At 55.4% G+C, this 25353-nt stretch carries 19 protein-coding genes; 6 read left to right on the top strand and 13 right to left on the bottom strand.

Annotated elements, in window-relative coordinates:
• The first annotated feature begins 159 nt into the window (after window positions 1-159).
• Genes WJU16_RS23155 through WJU16_RS23145 form a run of 3 tightly spaced genes read left to right on the top strand, consistent with a single transcriptional unit; the run spans window position 160 to window position 3066 of the window.
• Window positions 160-411 carry a DUF3088 family protein gene (locus WJU16_RS23155; RefSeq protein ID WP_341835730.1) on the top strand — a complete coding sequence of 84 codons (252 nt, stop codon included), beginning with the start codon at window positions 160-162 and terminating at the stop codon, window positions 409-411.
• Complete coding sequence (locus WJU16_RS23150) at window positions 378-515, top strand: hypothetical protein (protein ID WP_341835729.1); 138 nt, start codon at window positions 378-380, stop codon at window positions 513-515. Before WJU16_RS23155 ends, WJU16_RS23150 begins: the two co-directional genes overlap by 34 nt.
• Window positions 516-522: 7 nt before the next feature.
• Window positions 523-3066 (top strand): ABC transporter permease, encoded by a 2544-nt coding sequence (locus WJU16_RS23145; protein WP_341835728.1) that lies wholly within the window; start codon window positions 523-525, stop codon window positions 3064-3066.
• Here the strand turns inward: WJU16_RS23145 and WJU16_RS23140 are convergent, their stop codons facing one another.
• The 12 genes from WJU16_RS23140 to WJU16_RS23085 form a co-directional block, all read right to left on the bottom strand.
• Window positions 3067-3870, bottom strand: coding sequence for an alpha/beta hydrolase (locus tag WJU16_RS23140; RefSeq protein ID WP_341835727.1), 804 nt, complete (start codon window positions 3868-3870; stop codon window positions 3067-3069).
• A gap of 37 nt (window positions 3871-3907) precedes the next feature.
• Window positions 3908-4345: a PepSY-like domain-containing protein gene (locus WJU16_RS23135; protein WP_341835726.1), complete on the bottom strand. Its 438-nt coding sequence runs from the start codon at window positions 4343-4345 to the stop codon at window positions 3908-3910.
• Between the two features lie 42 nt (window positions 4346-4387).
• Window positions 4388-5638 (bottom strand): MFS transporter, encoded by a 1251-nt coding sequence (locus tag WJU16_RS23130; RefSeq protein WP_341835725.1) that lies wholly within the window; start codon window positions 5636-5638, stop codon window positions 4388-4390.
• Between the two features lie 44 nt (window positions 5639-5682).
• A complete protein-coding gene (locus WJU16_RS23125; RefSeq protein ID WP_341835724.1) occupies window positions 5683-6711 on the bottom strand; it encodes a kelch repeat-containing protein in 1029 nt (342 codons plus the stop codon).
• Window positions 6712-6780: 69 nt separating this feature from the next.
• Window positions 6781-8292, bottom strand: coding sequence for a LamG-like jellyroll fold domain-containing protein (locus WJU16_RS23120; protein WP_341835723.1), 1512 nt, complete (start codon window positions 8290-8292; stop codon window positions 6781-6783).
• A 3-nt stretch (window positions 8293-8295) separates the two neighbouring features.
• Complete coding sequence (locus WJU16_RS23115; protein WP_341835722.1) at window positions 8296-9258, bottom strand: dihydrodipicolinate synthase family protein; 963 nt, start codon at window positions 9256-9258, stop codon at window positions 8296-8298.
• 17 nt (window positions 9259-9275) lie between these two features.
• Window positions 9276-10427 (bottom strand): sialidase family protein, encoded by a 1152-nt coding sequence (locus WJU16_RS23110; RefSeq protein WP_341835721.1) that lies wholly within the window; start codon window positions 10425-10427, stop codon window positions 9276-9278.
• Between the two features lie 19 nt (window positions 10428-10446).
• Complete coding sequence (locus tag WJU16_RS23105) at window positions 10447-11604, bottom strand: sialidase family protein (protein ID WP_341835720.1); 1158 nt, start codon at window positions 11602-11604, stop codon at window positions 10447-10449.
• 11 nt (window positions 11605-11615) lie between these two features.
• Window positions 11616-13091, bottom strand: a complete 1476-nt coding sequence (locus tag WJU16_RS23100) for a RagB/SusD family nutrient uptake outer membrane protein (RefSeq protein WP_341835719.1) — start codon at window positions 13089-13091, stop codon at window positions 11616-11618.
• A 26-nt stretch (window positions 13092-13117) separates the two neighbouring features.
• Window positions 13118-14794, bottom strand: a complete 1677-nt coding sequence (locus WJU16_RS23095; protein WP_341835718.1) for a hypothetical protein — start codon at window positions 14792-14794, stop codon at window positions 13118-13120.
• Window positions 14794-16464, bottom strand: a complete 1671-nt coding sequence (locus WJU16_RS23090) for a carboxypeptidase-like regulatory domain-containing protein (protein ID WP_341835717.1) — start codon at window positions 16462-16464, stop codon at window positions 14794-14796. The genes WJU16_RS23095 and WJU16_RS23090 overlap by 1 nt, the downstream gene beginning before the upstream one ends.
• Window positions 16465-16776: 312 nt before the next feature.
• Window positions 16777-17457, bottom strand: a complete 681-nt coding sequence (locus tag WJU16_RS23085) for a GntR family transcriptional regulator (RefSeq protein ID WP_341835716.1) — start codon at window positions 17455-17457, stop codon at window positions 16777-16779.
• A gap of 207 nt (window positions 17458-17664) precedes the next feature.
• On the opposite strand from WJU16_RS23085, the gene WJU16_RS23080 reads away from it, so the two are divergent.
• A complete protein-coding gene (locus WJU16_RS23080) occupies window positions 17665-19068 on the top strand; it encodes a DUF4157 domain-containing protein (RefSeq protein ID WP_341835715.1) in 1404 nt (467 codons plus the stop codon).
• A gap of 14 nt (window positions 19069-19082) precedes the next feature.
• On the opposite strand, the gene WJU16_RS23075 is transcribed toward WJU16_RS23080, so the two are convergent.
• A complete protein-coding gene (locus WJU16_RS23075; protein ID WP_341835714.1) occupies window positions 19083-20261 on the bottom strand; it encodes an ROK family transcriptional regulator in 1179 nt (392 codons plus the stop codon).
• Between the two features lie 508 nt (window positions 20262-20769).
• On the opposite strand from WJU16_RS23075, the gene WJU16_RS23070 reads away from it, so the two are divergent.
• Window positions 20770-23685 carry a TonB-dependent receptor gene (locus tag WJU16_RS23070; protein ID WP_341835713.1) on the top strand — a complete coding sequence of 972 codons (2916 nt, stop codon included), beginning with the start codon at window positions 20770-20772 and terminating at the stop codon, window positions 23683-23685.
• A 20-nt stretch (window positions 23686-23705) separates the two neighbouring features.
• Complete coding sequence (locus WJU16_RS23065) at window positions 23706-25310, top strand: RagB/SusD family nutrient uptake outer membrane protein (protein ID WP_341835712.1); 1605 nt, start codon at window positions 23706-23708, stop codon at window positions 25308-25310.
• Window positions 25311-25353: the final 43 nt, after the last annotated feature.

Genomic DNA, 25353 nt, shown 5'->3' with positions numbered 1-25353 from the left:
GTACGGGTTTGGCGTAAAATAGTCAATCTCCGGGCCGGGAAAGCTGGATTTAATGGATGATTCCGCCATTCCGGCCTAGCGGAAGGGCATTACGGGGCATGTTAGTTGGAAACCGGTTCGCCCGCGGCTATTTTTCGGGAAGAGGTTACGATAGTTATTATGATTCAATTATTCCTGCTGAAACCGGACTTCCCGGACGAAAAGCTGTCCCTTCCCGGGCAAACGTACTATTGCCCCGCCTGCGCCTGGATCGAAGGCATCCTGCATTACTACCCGTTCCTGCGCGACCGGATGGAAGTGATTCATGTAGACTTCCCCCGGCCCAGGGGCCGCTGGCGGCGCTACTGGGGCCGCTGCACCAGGACTGCCCGGCGCTGGTGTTCAGTCCGGAAGACGATCCCTGGCCGCTGAGCGGGCAGTTCACCTACGCCGGCGGGCGTCATTTCACGAACGATACGATGGTGATCGCGCGTTTTTTCGCGGAGAAGTGGGGCGTTTCGCTGCCGCATCCGTGAACCGGGCGTGTCCGCACCTGCACGGCGCCTGTCCGATTCCGGACATTTCAGGCCGGGCCGCTTCCCCGGAAGGTGCGCCCCTGCTGAACCGGCGCTCCTGGCATGCCGCTTGCCGCCACCACTGGCGCAACTTGTCACCATGCTCACCAACTACATCAAAACGGCGAAAAGAAGCCTGCTGAAGCACCGCTTCCATTCCATCCTGAACATCACCGGGCTGGCTACCGGCATTGCGTTCGCCATGCTTGTGCTGGCGTACGTCTGGAGCGAGCTGCAGGTGAACCGTGGGTTGAAGAATGCTTCCCGCCAGCATATCCTGCTCAGCAAGTGGAAAGATCCCAACATGGGCTTCGAACTGGCCACTTTCGGCAACCTCGCCGTGGCGCTGAAAGAGGAATACCCCACGCTGGTGGAGCAATATTACCGGTGGGACGGTATTACCGGCCAGGTGAATGTGGACGGCAAAGCTTTCCGCGAAGGCATGCAGGTGGGTGATAGCACCCTGCTGAAAATGTATGGGTTCGAAGTGTTGTCGGGCGATGCCGCGCATGCGCTGGACAATGCGGCGTCGGTAGTGATCACGGCCACGATAGCGGAGAAGTTTTTCGGGGAAAAAGATGTGGCGGGAAGAACGCTCGACATCTCCAACTTCGCCGGCAAACGCCAGTTGTTCACGATAGGCGCGGTGATCGAAGAACCGGCGAAAAACAGCGTAAACAGCCTGGATGCCCGGAACGAAAGTGGTATTTTCCTCTCCGCCGCAGCCCTTCCCTTCTTCGGCCGTGAGATGAATACCTGGAACAATCCCTTCATTGTAAATATGGTGGAGCTCCGCGATGGCGTAACCGCCACCGACCTGGAAAAGCCTATTGCATCGCTGGTGCGGCGGCATACCGGGGCGGAAACGGCGGCGCAGGTAAACGTCGTGGCCGTGCCGTTGCAGGAATTCTACCTCAACAGCGGCAACGGCCTGGTAAAGCGAATGCTGTATACGCTATCCGGCATTGCGTTGTTTATCCTGCTGATGGCGATCGTCAATTTTGTGAACCTTTCGGTGAGCAGGGCCTCGTCCCGAATGAAGGAAATCGGGGTGCGCAAAGCGCTGGGCGGGCGCAGGAAGCAGCTGATCTGGCAGTTCCTGCTGGAATCGGGCATGCTGGTGATGCTGGCCGCGACAGTAGGGATCGGCTTGTATTTCGCCGTGAAAGGGCCATGCGGACAGCTGCTGGGAAAGGAATTGCCTGGACTGGCGGATTTCCCTGCCTATTTCATCGCATTCCCTTTCGCGCTCGTGCTGCTGACGGGGCTTGCGGCAGGGTTATACCCGGCTTTCGTGCTGTCGTCGATGCGGGTAACGGATTCGCTGAAAGGCAAGCTAAAATCATCCCACGAAAAAACCGGCCTGCGCAAATCGCTCGTCGGATTTCAATATCTCACGGCGGCGGTGGTGCTGGTGGCCGCGTTGATCATCACCCGGCAGGTACAGCTCTTTTTCAGTAACCAGCTGGGCTACGAAAAATCCCGGCTCGTTTCCATTCCGCTCCCCCGCGACTGGACGCCTGAAGGTTACCAGCGGATGCAAAACATCCGCGGCCAACTGTCGCAATTGCCGCAGGTGCAATCCGCGTCGCTATCTTTCGAAATTCCGGACGGCAACAACGGCGGCAGCATCAATGTGTTCGGCAACGGCAGGGATTCCGCCAACGCCATCACAACGTACCAGCTTTACGCCGATGAATATTACGGCCAGACTTACGGCATGCAGATGGCGGCGGGCAGGTTCTTCAACGAGCCCGGGCACCAAACGCCCGTCGGCGCCATTGTGATCAACGAAACCTTATCACGCCGCTTCGGATGGGAAAATGCGACGGCAGCCATTGGGCAACAGATCCGCGTGGCGGGTTTCAGCGCAACATTAACGGTAGCCGGGGTCGTGAAAGATTTTCACTTCTCCACGATGCAGCAGGCGGTGCAACCGATCGTGTTCATACATCCTTCCGCCACTAACATTTACCGGTACATGTCGCTAAAACTCGCTCCCGGAGCAGGAATCGGTGAGCAAATGCAGGCTATCCGCGGAAAGTGGGAAACACTTATGCCCGGCACGCCGTTCGAATACAAATTCACCGACGAAATGCTGGAACGCATGTACAATACGGAGCTCCGGCTGAAATATGCGGCATACACGGCTACCGGACTGGCATTGGTGATTGTGCTTCTCGGAGTGACGGGCCTCATTTCTTTCAGTATCCAGAAAAGGACAAAAGAGATCGGGGTGCGCAAAGTGCTGGGGGCTTCCGTCGGCGGAATCATCACCCTGTTTGTGAAGGAATTTTTGAAAGTGATCGTGGTGGCCATGATCGTGGCCATCCCCGCGGCTTACTGCATCATGAACTTCTGGCTGAACGATTATGTATACCGCGTCAACATCACACCCTATCCGTTCATCGCAGCGTTTATCACGCTGGCGGCGGTTACGGCGGTGCTGATATTCGTGCAAACTTTCCGGGCGGCGAACGCCAACCCGGTGAAAAGCCTGCGGACGGAGTGATTACTTCCGTTTCCTGATTTCCTGGAGCATTAGTGGATAGGCCGGTCCGGGCATGTTGCCGTGGTCGTAGCCGTCGAATTCGTAGAGAAGGGTGTGTTTATGGCCGGCGAGCCGCATCATACGCGCCCAGTAAGCGTTTTCCTCATACCGGCCCATCATTTCCTTTTCGCGGTCGCCGGTATAGAGGAACAACGGCGGTGCGTCGGCGCGAACGTGATACAAGGGCGCAAACGCGTCTATGATGGGCTGGATCTCGGGGATCTTTCTTTCGTTACGGATGGTAAAATGCGTGATCGCCTGGGAGCTGAAGGGGAATAAGGCAGCGATACGGTTCGCGTCGATCTGGTGACGGGCCAGCCATTGCTTGTCGAGCCCTACCATAGCCGTGAGGTAACCGCCGGCGGAATGCCCCGCCACATAAATCTTCCCGGTATCACCGCCAAATTCAGCCGCATGGCGGAACGCCCAGGCTACCGCCGCAGCGGCATCTTCGATATAAGCCGGGCAGCTCACTTTCGGGCTGAGCCGGTAATTCACCGCCATCACCACTACTCCCTGGTGCATTAATTCCTTCGGCACAAACTTCTCCCCGCCCGTAATACCGCCGCCATGAAACCACACGACCACCGGCAGCTTCGCCTTGCGAACGGGATAATACACATCCAGCACGCAGCGCTCGCGCATGTAAGCATCCTGCTCGCCGGTGCGGTAAGCCAGGTTGTTTTTTCGTTGATAATTGAGGGTGTCCTGCGCGGATACAGCCAGGCCGAGCAGCAGGAAAAAGCAGGAGAACAGTTGTTTCATACCCGTTAAAATATAAAATTATCTCAGGAAAGCGGTATTACCACCAATCGGCATCTTCCACCACCTTGCCGTCTTTGTCGAACACAAGGCTCACATCCGGGTTGCCGTCGAGCTCCACCTGGTATAATTCCATTTTGTCGCGGGTAACTTTTTCGGCGTCGTCGACTTTATAGCCTTTGTATTGGGAGCGGATGGTTTTGAGCACCGGTGCAGGCAATTGCCCGGTGCGGACGTCGCACTTCCAGGCCAGGAGTTTGCCTTTCTGATCGTAAAGGGCTTTATGGTCCACGCGGGACACGTCAAAATCCGCTTCCATCCTGTCGCCCTTCCGCGCCCAATCTACCTCCTTGGCGGTGGGGAATTTCTTCTTGAAGTTTTTCTCCACAACGGCCGGAACGCCATGCGTCACCCGGACGTCCTGCGCGAATGCGCCTGCAGAAATACACAAAACCAAAATCAGCAGCAAAGATTTCATACGCTAAAGGTTTATTCACCTGAAGTTACGAAATCTGGATTTTTATACAGAACGGACGTCCGCGCTTTCATCCTGATAATCCTTCACTTTGGGCTTGAGCATTACCAGCAACATTACCACCGCGGCCAGGATCACAACCGACATCAGCGCGAAATCGCGCCCGAGGTTCCCCGCGTCGGTGGATCTACCCAGCCAGCCGGTGATCAGCGCGCCGGAAAACACGCCGCCCATGTTCATGATCCCGTAAGCCGTTGCCCTGTTGCGCGGCGATACGAACTGGCAAAGAATGGGCATGTTATTGGCGTCGAACATCCCGAATCCCGCGCCGAAGAAGAACGCCGCCGCCACCAGGAAAGCCACCGAGCCCCCCAGCCCCAGGAACAACAACGCCGGAATCGTGAGCGACAAACCGATGGCGCTGGTGTACACCCGCCCTCGAACGTTGTGCTGCACCCATCTGTCCGACAGCAAGCCGCCCGACACCACGCCGATGAGCGACGAAGCGGCGATGGTGATTGTAGCCAGCGGACCGGCTTCGCTCATCGGCACATCGAGGCTGCCGGCGAACAAGGTGGGCAACCAATTTTTGATAGCCCAGCCGGGGATGCTGGGGATGGAGAAATAGAGGAAAATCACCCAGAACGGCAGCAGCTTCAGCAATCCGCGGAGCCCTCCGGACAGGGGTTTCCGGGTTTGCTGCAAAGGTCCCGCCGGATATTCCGGCCTTTTTTCGTGCAGCAGCAGCATCAACACCGCCGCATACACGATCCCCACCAGCCCGAACCAATGAAAAGTTGCCTGCCAGGATGCCGCCGCGGCGATGGTGGCGCCGAAGCCGCCCAGCGCCTGGCCCATGTAAAGCCCGGTCATATGAATCCCCACGGCGAGGGAGCGCGTGGAGCCGGTATGGTAATCCGCGATGAGCGATAAGGCCGCCGGGATGTAAAGCGCTTCGCTCACGCCCATGATGGCCCGCAGGGTGTACAGCTGCCAGAAATCATCGGCGTAGCCCATGAGCAACGTCACGGCGGACCATACGAACAAACTGCCCGTAATAAGCCATTTACGGTTGAAACGGTCGGCCGCAAGCCCCGACAGTGGCGACATCAGGCCATAAATCCACAAAAACACCGCCATGAGCCGGCCGAAATTCGTGGCGCTTTCCAGTTCGTGGATATCGGCCTGGATGGCGCGCCGCATGGTCGACAGCATCTGCCGGTCGAGATAGTTGAGCAGCGCCACCAGCCAAAGGAGCGCCACCACGAGCCAAGGGTAATATCTTGCGTTTTTCATCGTTCCGTTTCTTCCGTGGTAAGTTTAAATCTAGTCAAATAATATCACTCCGCCGTGCGCACACGGGGCGTCCGGGTGCCGGGGCGTGCTTCGCCGCCGGGTAAAACGTACATCCCATTCCACCTGGCAAGCGGCGTGGTCACGGGCGCCCAGAGGCTCGCATTCGGGTTTTCGGCGGCATCGGGCCGTTTTTCCGTGGGAATGTGGCCGCTGATTGCCCAGCTGTCCTGCTTCGGATCGTAGGTGTAAATCGTATCCGGGAACCCGGGATGGTTTTCGCGCAAAGTAGCGGCTGCGGCGGCATCCGCGCCGGAATCGCCGCCGAAGATGCTGAGCAGCCCGTTGGCATCCGTTGCCGCGGGCGTAGGCGCCGCTACAACGGGCGCGGGCATCGCGGCGCAAGTGTGCCAGCCGCTGGCGGGGTCGTACCGGTAGGCGTCGCGGAGGTATCCGCGGGTGCCATTTTCGAAAGCCGCGCCGCTGAAAAGGAAGAACGATGTGCCGGAGGCGCCGGCCACGCCCAGCATGCGCGCGGGACCCGGCCAGGATGGAAGTTGCTGCCAGGCGAGACTGTCTGCCGAAAGATCCAGCATATAAAAATCGCCGGCTGCATCTTTGCTGGCGGGCGCATGCAGTCCCCCGGCCACATATATTTTATCTCCCGCCATCGCGCCGCAGGTATTGGCCAACGGCATGGGCAACGACGGAAAAGGCACCGTTTCCAACGCACCGTTTTTCCATTTTAAAAGGAACACATCCCCGTAATGCGCCTCCGCGTTGCTGCCGCCGATGCAAAGCAGCCCCTCGCCCGTGCTTACGGAAACACCGTAGCCCAGGGGGCGCGGCAGCTTGCCTGCTTCCTTCCAGCCGCCTTTTTTGCTTTCCAGCACAAACACTTTATCGTACCAGGTTTTCACACCGCCGTTCCAGGGTGTGCCGCCGTCGGGAAAATTACTTCCCCCCGCCACCAGCAACGCGCCATTCGAAACGCCTGCAAATGAACCCGCAAACCCCGTTTCGTCAGGGATGGGCGGCAGCGTATCCCAATGATACGCCGCCACTCCCGTTCTCATATCACGTAAACAACTTGTTGTCATACCACACATCAATACCAAAATAATTACACAATAATTTTTCATACGCTACAGTTGGTGCAACGCCTGCACTTCCGCTTCCGTGAGGGCTTTGCGGTAAATGATCACGTCGTCGATCTCACCGGCAAAATACGAGGAATTCGCCGCAGCCCCTTCCTGGAAACCGATTTTGAAATCCTGGCCGTTCGACACGTTGCGCAAAGCCGGTGCGGTGGTCATGCCTACGCGGATGCCGTCGATGTACACAAGCGTCGTTAACCCGTCGCGCACCGCTACCACGTGATGCCATGCGTTGTCGTTCACTTTACCCGTTCCGCCGAGGTTCATGATAGTGGAACCCGAGCCGTCTTCGAGACAGAAGCGCATCTGGCGGTCGTTGGCGTTGTCGTTGAGGCGAAGCCAGGTCTGGTTGTCTTTGGCGCCATTCCGGCCAGATTCCTGCCATAGCATCATCTTTGCCGTGGAAGTTGTCTTCACCCAAACTGAAATCGTGTAATTTCCCGTTCCGAAATTCAACGCCGCATGATCGGCAAGCAGGATGCCGGAAGAGCCATTGAATGTAGCCGTCTGCCCCGGTTTGCCCAAACGGTCGCTTTGCCCGAAGGTTACGCCGCCGCCTACCGCGGAAGTCGCGATGGCATTGGGACCGGCGTCGACAGCCGTATAGTTGAAGGGAACGAATGCGGAAAGATCATCCGCGGGAACAACCAGCAGGAATTTATCGGCGGTTTTCGTATTCGAATTGAAAGGATTCCGGACGGTCAACGTTACTTTATAGCGGCCCGGCTGCGTGAACGTGAATTCAGGCTCCTGTTCGGTGGAAGTGAATGTTTCCGCGCCTTCCACTTTCCATTCCCAGGCCGAAGGTTTCCCGACCGAAGCATCTTTCAACCGGATCTTCCCACCCGCATACGTTGCGGGCTGATCACTGGTAAAATCGGCGCTGATGGAAGAAGGATCCAGTATCCGGATGAAATTTTCCTTCACCACTTCGTCGGCAAACTGCGGGTTGGAAGCCCTGAGCGTGACGCGGTAAAACCCGGTGTCGGAGAACCGCATCACGGGATGTTGCACTGTGGAACGTAACGTGGCGCCGCCATGCACGGGTGTAAACTCCCAAGCCCAGGTTTCCGGCCGGCCGGCGCTGGTATCCCTGAACGGTACGTCTTCCTGCTGGAAATACACCGCCGCGGCCGACGTGAAATCGGCGCGCACGCGGTTGTAATCCACTTTGATATACGCTTTTTTGGTAAGCACTTTCTCCATATCCGCATTCCTGACTTCCAGCGTTACTTCGTAAATGCCGGGCTCGTCGTAGATCACTTTCGGGGCCGACAGTGTGGAGGCTTCCGGCGTGCCGCCTTCGAACGTCCAGTTCCAGTGCGTAACGTAGCCATCGGAATAATCCTTGAACACGATGCTGTCGCCCGCGCTGATCTCCTGTTTGTCGGATTCGAAGATCACTTCACGGATAACGCCGTTCGCCGGCGCGTCGTCTTTCTTACAGGCGGCGAATAGCAGCGCCGCGAGGTAAAAAAACAGGTAACGGGAATTTTTCATTTGTTAGCTTTTGTGAGGGGAATGATGGCCGGACGCGACGCTCCCCTGCAGGGAAGCCCCTGCAGCATGCAGCGTTTCCGCGAACCGGATTTCTTCGAGATAAAGGCGGATATCTTCCGCCTGCTGCGGGCTCAGCTGCGCCAGCGGCAACCGGCACGGCCCGAGATCGGTACCCAGTATTTTCAGGATAGCCTTCTGCGTGGGGATCGGCGAATACCGTCCCAGGCAGCGGATCATCCGCACCGCTTCGTATTGCCATTGCTGCGCCGCCTGCATATCGCCCGCTTCGAAACACGCTACCACCTTGCGGTATAACGGAGCGGCAAACGTGTAGGTACTGCCGATGGCGCCCTTTGCGCCCACGGCCAGCGCGGGCAGCAGCAGCTCGTCGTACCCGAAAAGGATATCGAATTTGCCGTTGCCGTATTGCACGCAGGACTGGTACTCGTGCAGGGTAGACGCGGTGTATTTGATGCCCGCCAGGTTGGGGATCGCTGTTTCCGCCAGCTGGAGAAATTCCAGCAGATCCATGGCTACGCCTGTAATGGCGGGAATATGGTAGTAATAAAAAGGCAGCTCCGGCGCTGCGGAAGCGATCTGCGCCATGCAGTCGGTCAGGTTTTGCGCCGACGACGGCTTGAAGTAAAACGCCGCCACGGCGGAAACGGCGTCTGCACCAATGCGTTGCGCATGTTCCGCGAGCTTGCGCGCCTCGGCGATAGCAGGGTGGCCCACATGCACCAGCACCAGGCAACGTTTATCAACGGCTTTCACATACGCCTCCGCGATCTGCATCCGCTCTTCGATGGTGAGGTTAGGCCCTTCGCCATTGGTGCCGCAGATGAATACACCCTTGACGCCGTCGGCGATCAGCTGGTCTACCAGCGACGGGATGCGCGTCAGGTCGGGAGATCCGTCTGCGTGAAAAGAGCTGAATGTGGCGGCGATCAATCCTTGAATTCTCATGGTGTGGTGTGTCGGTTTTAACGGGTTATCCAATTGGTATAAAATTTTTTGAGTACGAGGCTGTAATTCCAGCCAGTATTGTCCTTCGTATTGGTTTCGTAAAGGCAGTAAATGATGTTGCCGGGGCCCGCCGCAAGGTCGCTGTACCCGGATGCCCCGGGGTTCAGTACTTTCGATACCGTCCAGGTCTGGCCATTGTCGAAAGAAGCTTTGGCGGTGAGGTTTTTCCGGGGATGTTTTTCGATATTCCTGCTGTCCGGATTCACAAACACCAAAGCAGGTTTGCCGTCGGCGGATTTCACCGCCGCGATGGAGGCCATGCAGGTGGGATCGAAAAGCGCTTCCGCATAGCGGGGCGTGCTCCAGTTGGAGATTCCGTCTGCGCTCACGCTGAATGCGCGGCGTTTTACCTTTGAAACATTACGGATGCTCATCAGTACTTTTCCGTCGGGCAGTTGCACCGGCTGGCTTTCGTTCGGATTGGAGATGACCGCGGAGCTGTCGGCCACAATCGCGCCGCGCTGCCAGGTTTTCCCGTAATCGTCGCTGTATATGGTAGCCATGCACGAAGGCGCGTGGCTCCTCCGCGGGGTGAGCTTGCGGGAATCCGCCAGCCACACGGCCGAAAGCAGCCGTCCGTTTTTTAGCTGGATGCCGTGGCCCGGACCGGGCGCCAGCACTTTCCAGTTGTATTCGGGCTTGAAGCGGTCGTACACGGCAGTGATGTCGCGTGGTTGGGACCAGGTTTTGCCGTCGTCTTCCGAAGAAATATAAAATGCGTCTTTGTAATCTTTCTGGTACAGCAGGTGCACGGTGCCTTTGTCGTCGACGATGGGTACAGGATTGCCTACAGGTCCCTGTTTGAAGCTGTCGAGCACATGGATATCGCTCCAGGTGCGGCCTTCGTCGGTGCTGCGCCGCAGCGCCAGGTGCATGTCGGCCCAGTCGCTGGCATTGCCGATGCGGGCTTCGCAGAAAGCGAGCAACGTGTTCCGCCTGGTGACTACCAGCGCGGGAATGCGCATGGAAGCATACATCCCGCCCGGTTCAAAGACCACGTGCGTTTCCTCTGCGGGCGCGGATGCCGCGGGGCGCGAGGAATGGCAGGCGCCGAGGCCGAGTACCGCCATCACCGCGATGGCGGCCGCTATCTTCATTCTTCCGTTCATGATCATATATCCGTTTCAGTTATTTAATGTTCGCAATGGGAATCTGCCGGAAGGCGATACCGTTGAAGTAACGGCTAAGCCCGCCCTCGAACAGCAGCCCGATGTGGGTGTTGGACAGCTGCACCAAATCGGAGTAGCCCGACGGCCCTTCGAAAACAAGGTTCTTCTTATCCCAATCGCCGCCGTCGTTGCTGCTCATCCGTACGGTCATGCTTGTGCGTGTAGTGGCGCCGGGATTGGAGAAAAACAGCCGGTGGCTGCCGTTCACCATGGCCGACAACAGGGAGCCCTGGCATACGGGGTCCACCAGCGTGGCTTCGTCATAGGCTTCCGACCACGTGATCCCCCCGTCGGCGCTCACGCTGGCGAGGCGTTGGTAATCGTTGCCCCCTACGCGCATGTTCAGCATCAGCCTGCCATCCGCCAGTTCCGCCACCGTGCTTTCGTTTGGATTCAGCCCGGAGAGTTGCGGCACCTTTCCGCCCAGCTTCCAGGTAAGGCCGGCGTCGTCGGAGTAAATTACATGGGAATTCCCTCTTCTCCCCGCGCCCACTTCAATATAATCGCACGGCACGACCATCCGGTCTTTAAAAGCGCCTTTCGTGATCTGGATTCCGTGGCAGGGGCCGGTGGCGTACCATCCCCAACCGGGAGCTTTTACCGTGCTGGTGATTTCCTTCGGCGTGTCCCAGGTTTTGCCTTCGTCGGTGGAGGAAGTGAGGTATACACGGCGGGTATCCTTGCTGGTACCGGCGTTGATCATGCCGATATCGTCGTGCCCGTAATTCCAGGTCATGAGCAGGCGGATGGTACCGGTGCGCTGGTCCACCACGGGCGCCGGGTTACCGCAGGTATTGTCTGCGTCGCTCCAGATGACCTGCAGTTTGCTCCAGGTTTTGCCGGAATCGAGGGATCTTTTCATGACGAGATCGATATCGCCCTCATCGCTGCAATCGTTCTTGCGGCCTTCCGCGAAAGCCAGCAGGTCGCCGGATTTTGTCATGATGATGGCAGGGATGCGGAAACAGCTGTATCCTTCCGCTCCTTGCTGGAAAACATAAGGCAGCACGGAAGACGGCGGTTCGATTTTCGGGAAGATCTTTTCCGGATCGTCGTTGCAGGCCCAGGCCAGTGGCGTGATGAGGGATAAAGCCAGGAGTTTATGTATGAATTTCATCTTGATGCTTTTTATTTATATCCTTCCGTTTGATCGATTTTCGGGTTGTTGGCCAGCACGGTGGTGTTGAGCGGCCAGAAAAGCGGTGTGGTCTTGCCGGCAAGATTCGGGATGTACTGGTAAATATCGAGTGTTCCGCCTTTGTGGAAACGCACAAGGTCCCACCAGCGCTTGTTCTCGAAGAACAGCTCGCGCCCGCGCTCGTTGAGGATTTCCCTTTCAAGCGATAATTTATCAAGCGCGCCCGTGTATTCGCCGGTACCGGCGCGCAGGCGCACCTGGTCGAGCGCGGCTTTGGCGAGGCTCCCCTGGTTGAGGCCGGCGTGGGCTTCGGCTTTCAGCAGCAGGATATCGGCGAGGCGGTAAATGATCACGTCGTTATCGGAAATGCGGTCGTCGAAATATACGTTGCCGGGATATTTATTGATCCACGCGAAAGAGGGCCCCGTATTCGTCATTTCCACCACCCAGGTATAGGGAATGCGCTTGTCTGCGGAATTCGTGAATAATGCCCGCGACAGCGGACTGATCTGGTAAGCGCCTTGCCCGTTGCCGGAGCTTTTCACCCAAGGCAGTTCGTTCAGATTGATGGCACTGCCGAGAATGGATTCGAAAGGCAGCGCGTTCTTGGCGTAGTTGCCGCCGGGCGTTTCGTCGCGCTGGAAATAAGCAGCCATCAGCACTTCAGGGTTATTCGTCGCGCGAACCGTTGCCACGTCCTTGAAGTTTTCATTGAGCCTTACGCCGGTGGCTTCAATCTCCGTGATTGTTTCCACCGCTTCCTGGAATTCTGGCTGTCCGCCACCCAGCACTTTGGCTTTCCATAACAAAGCGTCTGCCTTCAGCGCCAGCACCGAGCCATACGAAAAGCGGTATTTGGAAGGATAAGAAGTTTTGGAGAAAGCCGACATCGATTTGTACAGTTCGAGCGCCATGTCCGCATCCGCCAGGATCTGGGTCATAACGTCCGCCGCGGAAGACCGCGGCAACAGGGGCACATCGTCATTCACTACTGCCTGCAACATGAGCGGCGCATCGCCGATTACACGGGTAAGGTGGAAGAAAAACCACGCGCGTTGGGCAAAAGCCTCCGCCTGGATGCGCTTCTTCACATCGGGGTTCGAAGCGAAAGGGAACGGCTGGATCTTCTCCAGCAACAGGTTCACATGTCCGATGCCCCGGTACCATTCAGCATAGTTCAACGCTCCGGAAGCCGGTGACAAAGTATGCATGTAAGCCACTGAAAACCGGTTATTATTGGCAGCAATCAGTTCTTCACCGCGCTCCGTCCCGTATGTTACGTTGTTGGCCAAACTGCGGATCACCGTGTAAATCCCTGCTACATAGGGTTCAAAATCACCTTCGCTGCGGAAAAACACTTCGTCCGTGATGCTGGATTGTGGCTCCACTTCCAGGATAGCCTTACATCCGGTGAGGATGCCGGCGGCAAGGAAAACGGTCCATATGCGTATCGTCCATTTTTTCATAACTCAACTGTTAATACGTTTAAAAATCAGAATCTCATATTGGCTCCGACAGAAAACTGGCGTGGACGGGGATAACCGCCCGGATCGAAACCGCTGTAGATTTCAGGGTTAAGCCCTTTGTAAGCCGTCAGGTAAGCCACATTGTACACACTGGCGTAAACGTTCACGCCGTTCGAACGGATTTTTTTCACCCATGCCGACGGAAAATCATAAGACAAAGTAATCTCCCGCAGCGCGAGGAAATCTCCTTTTTCGAACATCACCGAAACATCGGAATTGTAGCTGCTGTTGTTGCCCAGGCTGCCGTTGCGCAGGTATTGCCGCTGCCCGAAATCATAGTCTGCAAATGAGAAGCGCGCATATTTTTTCCCGGCATCGCCCTGGTTCTTCCACACATTATCCGCCAGCGCCTGCGTAGGAGCGCCTTCATTGAATGCTCTCCCCTGCCCCATCGAGCGGGCGAGCGCGCCGTTGCTGATGATATGCCCGAGCGCGTAATCAGCGTTCACCCGGAGCGAAAAACCCTTGTAAGTAAATGTATTCTGTATGCCGCCGATCTTGTCAGGGTTGCGGTATCCCATAAAGACCTGGTCTTTCATGTCGATCACACCGTCGTTGTTCACATCTTCAAAAATGAAATCGCCGCCACGTTTGCCTACGCGCTGGCCTTCCGTGGATGCCAGGTTGTCCTTGATGCGGGAATTCCAGGCTGCCGCTTCTTCGTCGGTCGCGAAAACGCCCAGCACATTGAAGGCATAGATGGCAAAAGGGCGTTCCCCTTCCGCCAACCCGCCGGCTTCCACCATCTGGCCCGAAACCTTGTCGAACACCAAATCACCACCCTGGCGGTTCCTCGCACGGCCATTCCCGGGTAATTCGGTGATGGTGGTACGGTTGAATGCAAACGTGAAATTCGTATGCCAGTTGAAAGCATTGCGCTTGATGATATTGGCGCCGATCGCCACTTCGATGCCCCTGTTGCGCAGGGCGCCGTTATTGGTCATGATGGACGTAAAAGGTGATTCTGAAGGAAGCGGCATGGTGGTCAGCCGGTCTTTCGTCAGCTTGTCGTACACATCCACCGCCACATTAATCCTGTTATCCAACAAACCAACTTCCAGCGCGATGTCCGTTGTTACGGTCGATTCCCATGTAAGGCGCGGATTCGCCAGTCCGGTGCGAACGATGCCCGCATACGTTCCATATGCCACTGCAGAGTATTCCCCATAGGTGTCTGTAATGCCAATATCATTCATCCCCGCTACCCCCCATGAAGCACGCAGCTTCAGGGAACTTACCGCGCGGTTGCGCACCCAGAAATTCTCGCGGTCGATGTTCCAGCCTGCAGACAACGATGGGAACAAGGCATACTTTCTCTCCGGCGCGAAATTGGAAAATCCATCGTACCGTAAGGAGCCGCCAAACATATACTTACCCTGGTAGTCGTATGCAAACTGTCCGAAAAGACTGGCAGACCGTGTCTCGCCCAACCTGGTCGCAAAATCGCCTACATTGGACACCAGCCGGCCGTCTATGGTTGTAGTGGGTGTTTCGTCAATTGTATAGATGTAATCGTTGGTTGCGCGTTGCGAACCCATGTCTTTCGAGTGGTTGGTGTGACGGGTAAAGTTCATCCCAGCGAGCACTGTCAAACGGTGGTCCTTATTGAAATCCGTATCGAACTGCAGCACCTGGTCGAGCATCAGCTGGCGCGCATTGTTCGTATAGTCATCTTTGAAACGCTGCGTGGAAGGCTGAATTTCGTCGGGGGCGTAGCCTTCCGCATGATCAGTTCTTTATAGTCATCGATCACGTAGGAAATCGACGGTTTCCAATGCAATCCCTTTGCGATCGTCAGGTCCGCCGCCACGCGCGAAACGAGGCGCTCGGTGGAAGTGCGTATATCGTCGTATTTCAGCATGTGGAAGCGGTTACGGACCGTGTACAGCTCCCCCGGCATGGGATTCCCGTCGTCCTTGAAAGTACGGATGAGCGGCGTGATACGAATCGAGCGCACCAGGTCGTTCTGGTAGTTGTCCACATAGTTGGGTTTTGTGTGCTGGTAATTGACCATGAAATCCAGCCGCAGCCTGTCGGACGCCTGGTAGCCGAAGTTACCCAGCGCGCTGTAGCGCTTGTAACGCGTGCCCACCAGTACGCCTTTCTGATCGGTATATCCCATGGAGAAATTGTAATCAGCCTTTTCCGTGCCTCCATTGAGGGTGAGGTTTGTGTTGTTGGAAAGACCGGTTTCCCAGAGTTCGTCCTGGTAATTGTTGTCTTTGAATAAAAGTTTGGTGCCGGGATTGATGGGATCATCCATCACGCGCCAGCCGCGGTTCAGCAGGTTATCAACGTAAGCCTGGCCTTCCACCTGCACGATATTATCGTACAAAGCGGTGTAGTAAATATTCTTGCCGTAATCCCCCGGGCGGGTGTACACCCGTGTTCCGGCCGAGAAGCCGCCATTGTTGAGGAGCGTCGCTTTTTGAATGGCGTCCGACGTGTTGGCGACGGTAATGCGCGCCAGTCGGAGGTATTCTTCCGCGGAAAGGTAATTGTAATCGCGGGCCTGGGTTTCCCAGGTGCTGCGGTGGGAAAGCGTCACGGATGAGCGTGCATTGAGTTTTCCCTTCTTCGTTTTGATGACGATAACGCCATTGGCGCCGCGCGCGCCGTATATCGCCGTGGATGCCGCGTCCTTCATCACCTGGAACGATTCGATATCGTCGGGATTGATATCGTTAAGGGAGCGGAACACGCCATCGACCACCACCAGCGGCGAACTGCCGGTTGCGCCTACCGCCGCGCCATTATTTGTTCCCAGACCCGACCCATAGACGTTGGGTTTTGTGCCGCCGCGAATAAGGATATTGGTAGCCCCGATACCGGGCTGCCCCTGCGTGATCGGGATGGATACGCCGGCAATTTTACCCTGCATCGCCTGTACCGGATTCGGGTTAGGGTTGTTCTTCAACTCCGCCACATCCATTTTGGCAATGGCAGCGGTATTCTTGCGGGTCGATTGTTCCATATACCCCACAATCAGCACTTCACCAAGTTGTGACGAAGTTTCGGCAAGGTCAACGTTGATCTCACGGCGGTTACCTACCGGAATTTCTTGCAAGGCATAGTTGATCATTCTGAACACCAGCGTTTCCGTGGCGGCGCTCACCTGCAACCGGTACCGGCCGTTCACGTCCGTAACGGTGCCCCGCGACGTGCCCTTGACGGACACGCTCACGCCGATTATAGGCTCCCGTGTGGCGGAGTCGCGCACGATGCCGGTCACCGCTCCTTCCCCGGATTGGCTGAAGCCAGGCAACGCAACAAGCAGCAGCAGGCAACAGCAGCATAATCTTAGCAATGTCATGTGTGGAAGTTTTGTGTACATAAGATTGAATGAAAAGTCCGCACCGCTGATGTTCGCACATCTGCGGCAATAGCCCTGCGGTACCGCCTAAATCACAGGCAGCGGCCAGCAGGACGCGGGATATGAATGAATAAATTGCAGGAGGATGGTTACAGCCCCTCTAACGTTGGAATACCGTCGATCATAACGCTCGTCTTATTTAGTAGTTATGTTCTACATTTTAAAAGTAGGCAATTTTAACAAAATCCTCGCATTAAATTTTTGTCCCAGTAAAAAAAATGAAAAAAGCCCGCTCATGGCGGGCCTGAGGCGTTATTTTTTCTTGCGTAGCCGGTCGATGTGCGGCTGCAGGTGTGAAGCCATGCCGTCTTTAAACGCCTGGACAGTGCCCTTTTTCAGTATCCGGACCAGGTCTTTGTGCGTGATCTCTCCTGAAACATACTGCTTGTCTTCCAATTTCATCACATATCCAAACACAGGCAACAACAGCGTCTGGAACTGTTTCATCGTTTCGTTTCCAGTCATTTCGTAAAGTTTGCCGTGGAAGGCGATTTCGTTGTTGATGCGGAAGTTGTCGCCTTTTACTTCACGGGCTACGATATCTTCCAGCTCCTCTATGTCTTCAGGGGTTTTGTGGATGAAGAGCAGGTCGGCGATACCCAACTCCAGCACGAGCCGTAGCTCAAAAAGGTCCTGCAGGGTGGTTTCATCCATGATTTCGGGGGTTAGCACCTTCTGGAAAGTACCCACGATATCGGGGTTGCTGATCACCATGCCCGTTTTCTTTTTCGTTTCGATGATGCCCAGCATCTTGAACCGGCTCAGCGCTTCGCGCACCACGTTCCGGCTAACGCCCAGTGCCGCCGCCAGCTCTAGTTCGGTGGGCAGCGGATCTCCGGGTTTGAAGTTTCCTTTTGCAAAATATTCCCGGAGGCTGGCTTCCACCCGCTCGGCCATGGATTTCGCGGCAATCGGCTTGATACCGTTCAGCATATATTTTTAGTTTTGTACCACAAGTGAACAAATATAATCATTTGGATGGGATTCCCGCCATTTGGCTTACATTTGAACACGGAACAGCCGCCAGACCGGTCAAACAGATACATCAGCCCCAGATACGCATAACCCCGGCATTACCCTTCCACCGTCAAAAAAATTACCGATCACCGTCCCGCCAGGCGCGGGCGCAACTGTATTTCCATGCGTAACATCCGCCGCAAAACCAGCGAAGCTTCGCGGAAGCCTTCCGCCCAGCCGTCCTTCTTCAAACCGCCGCACGCCTCCGGCATGCCCGAACACCTCGCCGCCAGCAAAGAAAAAGGCGCCCCCCTGCCCCGGAGCACCCGCCAATTCATGGAAAACGCCTTCCAGGCCGACTTCTCCAACGTCCACATCCACACCGGCGAAAAAGCCGCCGCCATGAACACTGACGTCCAGGCCAAAGCATTCACCTACGGGTCCGACATCTATTTCAACCACCACGAATTCCAGCCCCACACCCCGGAAGGGCAGCACCTCCTCGCCCACGAACTGGCGCATGTGCTGCAACAAAACCAGCAGATCGCCCCGCGCATCCAGCGGGTAGACATTCATCACCGCAAGCTCACCTGGGCCGACTTCGCCGCCGAGGTTCCCAAGAAAACCTCCGGCTACGAAGCCGTTACCAGCTCCGATATCGAAGATTTCGACACCTCGAAATACCCTTTCAAAAAACTCACTGAAACCGAAAACGGCACCACTTTCACCGCCGGCAAAAAAACCACGGATTGCGAAAAAGGCAAGGACAAAGACAAGAAAGCCGCCGAACACCCGGAGAAATACAAAGCCTATAAAGTCAATATCGAAGGCGACACCAGCAAACTCAAAGCAAAAGCTTTCATGCGGCAGGATAAATCCTGGGCGAAGAAATGGCTGTACGATCCCAAAGAACGGGAAGCGCATGCAGACACGTTCGTGCCCGGTTGCGAAAGTTCCTTCAACTCAAAACAAAAATCGGCAGACAAATCCTGCGACACCGACGTAAAGAATTGCGAAAACGAATTCAAGAAGAAGAAAATCTCATCCTACAAGATCTACAACACAAACGTTACCAGCGCCGCCGATTGCGGCAACATCAAAACGCCCTGTGTTAAAGACAGGATGACCGGCATTAAATATCAATGGAAAAACCACAACGGCGTTACGGTAGACGCCAGCAAACTCGGTGACTGCAAAACTTCCTTCAAAAAATCCCTCATCAGCACCGGGCTGGAAGATTCCAGCACCTCATTGCTCAATCACGAACAGCGCCATTTCGATATCACGCATGCCGTGGCGGAAAAAATTTCCTCGGAAATGCAAACCCTCGCATCCTCGTTCGCTACCAAAGAAGTGGAAGCCTGCGGAAAAGGAAATGCCATGGCTGCGGCGGAAAAAGCGCTGGCAGGCCAGCGCAAACAGCTGTCCGACAAAATGAAGGCTGTTAAAAAGACCCTGGGCACGTACCAGAAAAACTATGACGCCGAAACTGACCATAGCCGTAAAACCAAAGCGCAGGACTGGTGGAATACCAATATCGACGCTGGTTTGCCGAAGTCGTCCGGCGTGAAGGATAAGTTTATTTAGGGACTGTTCTGTTGCTACCTGTCTTTCACATCCGCGATCATGGCTTCGAAGAACCAGGTGATCCCCGCCGCCGCGTAGCCCAGGAGGCGCGACTCGTCGCCCAGTTCGGAGGAGATGATCTGGGTTTTTTCCCGGATCTGCGTCATGCAATAGGTGTTGATCGCCTGCTGCATCGGCAGGGTGATGTACTGGCGCGCCGCAGCGATCTTCCCGCTTAAAATCACCATTTCAGGGTTGAACAGCTGGATGAGGATGGAGATCCCTTTCCCGAGGTTGGTCCCGATATTCGAGAGCAGCTGTATGGAATACTGGTCGCCCTTGTTGGCTGCACGGATGATCAGTTCCGTTTCGATGCGGTATATTTCTTTGTTGGAAAGATCGTTGATGATGGAGTTTTGTCCGGATAGAATCCCTTCCCGCGCCATTTTCGACAACGTCATACCCGAAGCCACCGTTTCCAGGCAGCCGTATTTGCCGCAATAGCATAATTCCCCATTTTCCACGAAGGGCATATGTCCCATTTCCCCGGAAAACCCGGAGCTGCCATGCTGTACTTTGCCGTCCATAATGATGCCGAGCCCTATGCCCCAGTCCATTAAGATCACCAGCACGTTTTTCCGGCCAATGGCGTGGCCATATCGTAACTCCGCCAGTGCAGAGCCTTTCACGTCGTTTTGAATGACTACCGGCAACCCGATCTGCTGTTCGAAGGCTTCGCGCAGGGTGAGCCCGTCTGTTTCATCGAGCAGGTAGCTGTAGTTTTCGCCTGTTTCCGGATCGATGAGCCCGGGCATGCCCACGCTGCACCCTACCAGCCTCGTTTCGTCGATATTGGCTGAGGCAATGAGCTCGCGGATATGTTCGAGCAGGGTTTCGAAAAAGGCTTTCCGGTTGCGGGACAAGGTTACGGAGACGGTTTTGACCGGCGTAACGAAGTGATTGTTGTTGTCAACGATCGCCATGCTGGTCTTAAACAGTTCAATATCAATGCAAATCACATAAATTACGTTCTTCTGCAACCGGAAAAGGTCTGGTTTGCGGCCCCCGATCGACTCCCCTACACCGCGTTTTTCCACGATTTTCTCACGCGTCAGCTCCCCCAGCATCTTGAATACCGTGGGCGCGCTGATGCCGATCGTATCGCATAGCGCGGAAATAGAAGATGGCCCCTTGGTGTATAAGTGTTGCAACATCTTGTATCTCAACTGAATTTGCTTCTTACTTAGCCCCGGATCCATCAAAAACGGGTCACGATTAATTAACTTAAGGTTCATAACTCCAGCATTTTCGATTAGACTGCAAATCTTTGAAAAATTTTTTAATGAAGTAATTTGTTTTTACTAAAAAATAAAAAAAGATTGAAACAGTGTGAAATAAGACCAGATATTTGAAATGCATACATGAAATAATCTGAAATCAAAACGGAAGTGTTGTTAAAACATACTTAAAGTTTTCAAACCGGCAAACCTCCGCACAGGGTGATCCATTACATTACCCCCCGGGGCCTATGCCTTAAGTTTATTCATCCAGGTACCTGCTGACCTTGTAACATAGTATATCCGTCCGGGCTATAAGCCCCTCTCATTCTCTTGTCCAACCAGTACATCCGCGATGCGAAGGCGCAACACGGGCGGGGCATGCTATGGCTGCAATCAACCAATTATTCACAAAACGGAAATTTCACCAACACGCGTAATTGTTATGAAGTATCTCTTCCTATTATCATCGCTAATGCTATGCCTTTTGCATGCCAGCGCCCAGCAGAAAAACGTCAGGGGCAGCGTGCAGGACACTACGGGCGCCCCTATCCCCGGCGCTACGGTTATCGTGAAGGGGACCAACATCGGTACGGCCGCCGGGGCCGACGGCCGCTTCGAAATCAGCGTTCCGGGCAACTCCGCCGTGCTGATCGTCAGCTCTATCGGGTTCCAGGAACGGGAATACCAGGTAGGCGACAAAACCAACCTCAACATCCGGTTGTCCCAGGGCGGTAAAGACCTGGACGGCGTGGTGGTGATGGGTTATTCCAAGGTAGAACGGCGCCACGTGGCCTCTTCTGTCGCGGAAATGGACATGAAGCAGGCGAAAAGCCGCCCCATCGCCAAGCTCGAGGAAGCGTTCTCCGGAACGATCCCCGGCGTAACCATGATGCAGGGCTCCAACCTTCCCGGCAGCCGGCCCGGCGCCATCTCCATCCGCGGTATCAGCACCCTGCAAAACGCAGACCCGCTGGTGATCGTTGACGGGATGGAAATGTCGCTCTCCGACATCGACCCTAACCAGGTAAAAAGCATCACCATCCTGAAAGACGCCGCTTCCGCCTCCATGTACGGTTCCCGCGGCGCCAACGGTGTAATCGTGATCGAAACCGAGCGCGGCACCACCGGCAAATTCAAAGTGGACCTCAACACCTGGTACGCCGTATCCAAACCCATCGACCTGCCCAAATTCGTGAACGGCGCCGATTACATGCGCCTCAACAACGAAGCGCGTATCATGCAGGGCCAGACCCCGTCATTCTCCGCAGATTCCATCGCTAAAATGGAATCCGGCGAGTTGAAGAGCATCAACTGGCTCGACGAGGTGATCCAACGCAACGCCACTTCTTCCAACACCGCACTGAACGTTTCCGGCGGTGGCGGCGTGGGTACATTCAACCTCATGCTGGGATATATGAACGAAGGCGGCCAGAACAACATCGAAGGCACCCAGAAGTTCTCGGCTCGTTTCAACACCAACATCAACATCGCCGATAAATTCGTACTGCTGGCCGACTTCTACGCGCACCGCCTGCAGGTGGACCGCCTGTACGCCAACGACGACGGGCACGGCCTCTACGCTCTCGCCTGGCGGATGAACCCTTCCCAGCAAGTGTACTATCCGAATACCGGGCTGGGCATCAACGAGCATTACCAGTTGCACAACAACATCAACCCCGTGGCATCCATCAACCGCGGCGGTACCAAAAACTACATGCACGACTGGAGCACCATCAACCTCCGCCCCAAATACAACATCACCAAGAACCTCAACATCGAGGGTAACGTTTCCTATGTGATTAAAAAGTCTGCGGAAAAATGGCAGCGCCCCACCTTCAAGTTCTATGACGGCAACGGCAAACCCGTTACCACCTGGGCAAATACTGTAGGCGCCACACAGAACGTATCGGAAAGCCAGCTGACCACCCGCGCGCTCATCAACTATACGGCTAATCTCCGCGGCAGGAAAGATAAAATCTACCTCACTGCCGGTGCGGAATCCATGAGCTGGATCTTCTCCAACTTCAATGAGATCTCCAAAGCTTCGTTCTTCGGTAAACTGAACTACTCGTTCGACAGCCGTTACATCCTGGAAGTAACAGCCCGCGGCGACGGTAGCTCCAAATTCGCGCCGGGCAACCGCTGGGGCTTCTTCCCCTCCGCGGCGCTGGCCTGGAACGTAACTAATGAAAAGTTCATGAAATCGCTCGTGAACAGCGGTGCGGTGGACAACCTGCGCTTCCGCGTGTCCTACGGCCAGATCGGTAACGAAGATGTAGCGCCATATCTCTGGGAAGAGATCGTGAACACCTACGGCTGGACGATGCGTATGCCCAACCCCAACTTCTCCTGGGAAAAACAGAAACAGTGGAACGTGGGGATGGAACTAACCACCCTCAACAAACGCCTGACCTTTGTCGGCGAAATCTATAGCAAGCACTCCTTCGACCTGATCTACGACAAATTCTCCGTACCGCCGCTGACCGGCTCCCACACCCTGGAATCCGCCGTGAATATCGGCGAGGTAGAAAACAAAGGCTTCGAGCTGTCACTGAAATGGAATGACAAGATCGGTGAAAACTTTACCTACAGCGTGGGCGGTATGCTGTTCGACAACAAGAACAAAGTGCTGAAAGCGGGTTACCGCAGCAACGATACCCTCATCTTCAAGGATAATGCCGACAAGGTTTGGTATCGTGGCGTGGCCATCGACAACTATTACGGTTACCAGTCCGACGGATTTTTCCGTGATGCGGACGATGTAAACAAAACTCCTGGCAAACTGCCGAACGCGCTGCCGGGCGACATCAAGTACATCGACCAGAACGGCGACGGTGTGATCAACAACCTCGACCGTGTGAACCTGGGTGATCCGTTCCCGCACATGAACTACGCGATCAACGTAGACCTCTCCTACAAGCGCTGGGACTTCTCGGTGATCGGCCAGGGTGTCGGCAAACGTTTAGGTTACCTGTCTGGCCTGGAGGGTTATCCTGTACATGTTGACGGTGGCACCAACGCCCTTGGCGCTCCCCGCCAGTATTATGCTGACAACCGGTGGACGCCTGAGAACCCGAACAGCCGTTTCCCCCGCGTATGGAATGGCGCCAGCACCAACACCAACCTGAGCGACGTATGGCTGGGTGACGCTTCTTTCTTCCGTATCAAAATGCTGCAGCTGGGTTATACTTTCCCGAAAATCGGCGGCAGCATCCGCAACGTAAGGGTGTACGTGAACGCACAGGATGCGATCACCTTTACCAAATGGGAAGGACTTGAGCCTGAAAGAAACGGCGGCGGCGGCAGATACCCCCGTATGGCCGTGTACAGCATTGGATTGAAAGCTACTATGTTCTAATCAACTTATTCAAATTGATCATGAAAAGACTTCTTTATGCATCCCTGATCTGTGGCGCTGTCGCGATGTCCGGATGCGAGAAATTCCTCGATAAAAGAGACCCGACCGCTACCAAGTTCGACGAGTTCTTCAATACTGAAGACGATCTCCGCCGGGTAGTGTATTCTTCTTACACCGACGTTTTCGCGGGCGTGGGGCTCAATGCCAAACTGATTTACCAGGACGATGGCAAATCCGACGATGCCTACAGCCGTTTGGAAAGCCATCACCACCAGCTGATCGCCAACGGCAACTTCAACTCGAATACGACCGCCTTCAACTGGTACTACGATCTGCACATGAAGCATACGGGCCGTTTGAACGTGTTCATCGGCAGCATCGACCTGCCGTATGTGGAAGATGAAGCGGTACGTACCAAATACAAAGGCATCCTGGAAGGGTTGCGCGTATGGCACTATTTCTGGATGGTTTCCCGTTGGGGAGATGTGCCCTTCTACCTGGAGCCCGCCGATCTCGAAAAGGCGACCCAGCCTTCGAAACCGAAAGACGAAATCCTCGCCACATTATTCCCTATGGCCGAGGAAATCGCCAACAACCTGCCGCCGGACGCTTATACTTCCGACGCCTACATGTTGAACCGCTATTCCCTCAAAGGCATCATCATGCGGTACTACCTGTTCTTCGGACGGTACGAAGACGCGGCGCGCCTGGCCAAGGAGATCATGGATTCCAATAAGTTCTCCCTGCATCCGAAATACGGCGACCTGTTCAATTACAAGGCCGACAAAAACAACAGAGAGTTCATCTATACGATGGACATGGCCAGCCACGGTAACTCAGCCACCAACTCCTTCCAGCACCTGGGCCCGCAATACCGCACCGGCAACGGGCAGTCGTTCGTAGTGCCGTTGAAATCGCTGGTAGACACGTACTGGACCCTCCAGGGCGAAAAAATCGAAGATTGCGAACTCCACACCAAGGAAGAGTATGAGCTCAATCCCAAGCTCAACCGCGACCCTCGCCTGGCGGCCAGCATTTATATGCCCGGCGACATGTTCCAGAACGAAGCGATCAATATTTATGATCCCAACAGCCCGATGCACTTCGAAAAAGCGCGCGCCAGCCGCTCCGGCTACTGGTACCGCAAGTTCGTGGACGAAGCGGACGCCTTCCGCACCGGCGGCAATATGCACTTCCCCTGGCTCCGTTATGCGGAAGTATTGCTGACTTACGCCGAATCGAAGATCATGCAAGGCCAGATCGACGACCTCGCCAAGCAGTGCATCAACGATATCCGCCGCCGCGCCGGCCTGGATATGGAGCACGCCGACGTGACCAAAGGCAAATATGTTAACTACACCCAGCAGCAATGGATCGATTTGATCCGCAACGAGCGCCGCATTGAAATGGCAGGCGAAGGCCGCCGCTACGACGATATCATCCGCTGGCGCATCGCCGAAGAAGTGCTTAACAAGCCCGCACTCGGCCATACCCGTATGGTAGATGGCGAAAAAGTAACCTTGAAAATCGAGGACCGCTCCTTCCGTCCGAATAACTACGTGTGGCCGTTCCATGAGAACAGCCTGAAAGTGAGCCCCGGCCTCAGACAGAATCCGGGTTATTAATATGTCAGGTATGAATTGGTAAGAACGGCCGGTCGGAAGACCG

Origin of the sequence: Chitinophaga pollutisoli (genome assembly GCF_038396755.1) — a bacterium.
In the GTDB taxonomy this organism is placed as follows: domain Bacteria; phylum Bacteroidota; class Bacteroidia; order Chitinophagales; family Chitinophagaceae; genus Chitinophaga; species Chitinophaga pollutisoli.
This window is presented reverse-complemented; position numbering and strand designations above follow the sequence as displayed.

Excerpts from the sequence above, each read along its gene's own strand:
- WJU16_RS23155 (WP_341835730.1), top strand. The coding sequence starts at position 160 with ATGATTCAATTATTCCTGCTGAAACCGGACTTCCCGGACGAAAAGCTG.
- WJU16_RS23140 (WP_341835727.1), bottom strand. The coding sequence starts at position 3,870 with ATGAAACAACTGTTCTCCTGCTTTTTCCTGCTGCTCGGCCTGGCTGTA.
- WJU16_RS23135 (WP_341835726.1), bottom strand. The coding sequence starts at position 4,345 with ATGAAATCTTTGCTGCTGATTTTGGTTTTGTGTATTTCTGCAGGCGCA.
- WJU16_RS23130 (WP_341835725.1), bottom strand. The coding sequence starts at position 5,638 with ATGAAAAACGCAAGATATTACCCTTGGCTCGTGGTGGCGCTCCTTTGG.
- WJU16_RS23125 (WP_341835724.1), bottom strand. The coding sequence starts at position 6,711 with ATGAGAACGGGAGTGGCGGCGTATCATTGGGATACGCTGCCGCCCATC.
- WJU16_RS23120 (WP_341835723.1), bottom strand. The coding sequence starts at position 8,292 with ATGAAAAATTCCCGTTACCTGTTTTTTTACCTCGCGGCGCTGCTATTC.
- WJU16_RS23115 (WP_341835722.1), bottom strand. The coding sequence starts at position 9,258 with ATGAGAATTCAAGGATTGATCGCCGCCACATTCAGCTCTTTTCACGCA.
- WJU16_RS23110 (WP_341835721.1), bottom strand. The coding sequence starts at position 10,427 with ATGAACGGAAGAATGAAGATAGCGGCCGCCATCGCGGTGATGGCGGTA.
- WJU16_RS23105 (WP_341835720.1), bottom strand. The coding sequence starts at position 11,604 with ATGAAATTCATACATAAACTCCTGGCTTTATCCCTCATCACGCCACTG.
- WJU16_RS23100 (WP_341835719.1), bottom strand. The coding sequence starts at position 13,091 with ATGAAAAAATGGACGATACGCATATGGACCGTTTTCCTTGCCGCCGGC.
- WJU16_RS23095 (WP_341835718.1), bottom strand. The coding sequence starts at position 14,794 with ATGCTCGACCAGGTGCTGCAGTTCGATACGGATTTCAATAAGGACCAC.
- WJU16_RS23090 (WP_341835717.1), bottom strand. The coding sequence starts at position 16,464 with ATGACATTGCTAAGATTATGCTGCTGTTGCCTGCTGCTGCTTGTTGCG.
- WJU16_RS23085 (WP_341835716.1), bottom strand. The coding sequence starts at position 17,457 with ATGCTGAACGGTATCAAGCCGATTGCCGCGAAATCCATGGCCGAGCGG.
- WJU16_RS23080 (WP_341835715.1), top strand. The coding sequence starts at position 17,665 with ATGCGTAACATCCGCCGCAAAACCAGCGAAGCTTCGCGGAAGCCTTCC.
- WJU16_RS23075 (WP_341835714.1), bottom strand. The coding sequence starts at position 20,261 with ATGTTGCAACACTTATACACCAAGGGGCCATCTTCTATTTCCGCGCTA.
- WJU16_RS23070 (WP_341835713.1), top strand. The coding sequence starts at position 20,770 with ATGAAGTATCTCTTCCTATTATCATCGCTAATGCTATGCCTTTTGCAT.
- WJU16_RS23065 (WP_341835712.1), top strand. The coding sequence starts at position 23,706 with ATGAAAAGACTTCTTTATGCATCCCTGATCTGTGGCGCTGTCGCGATG.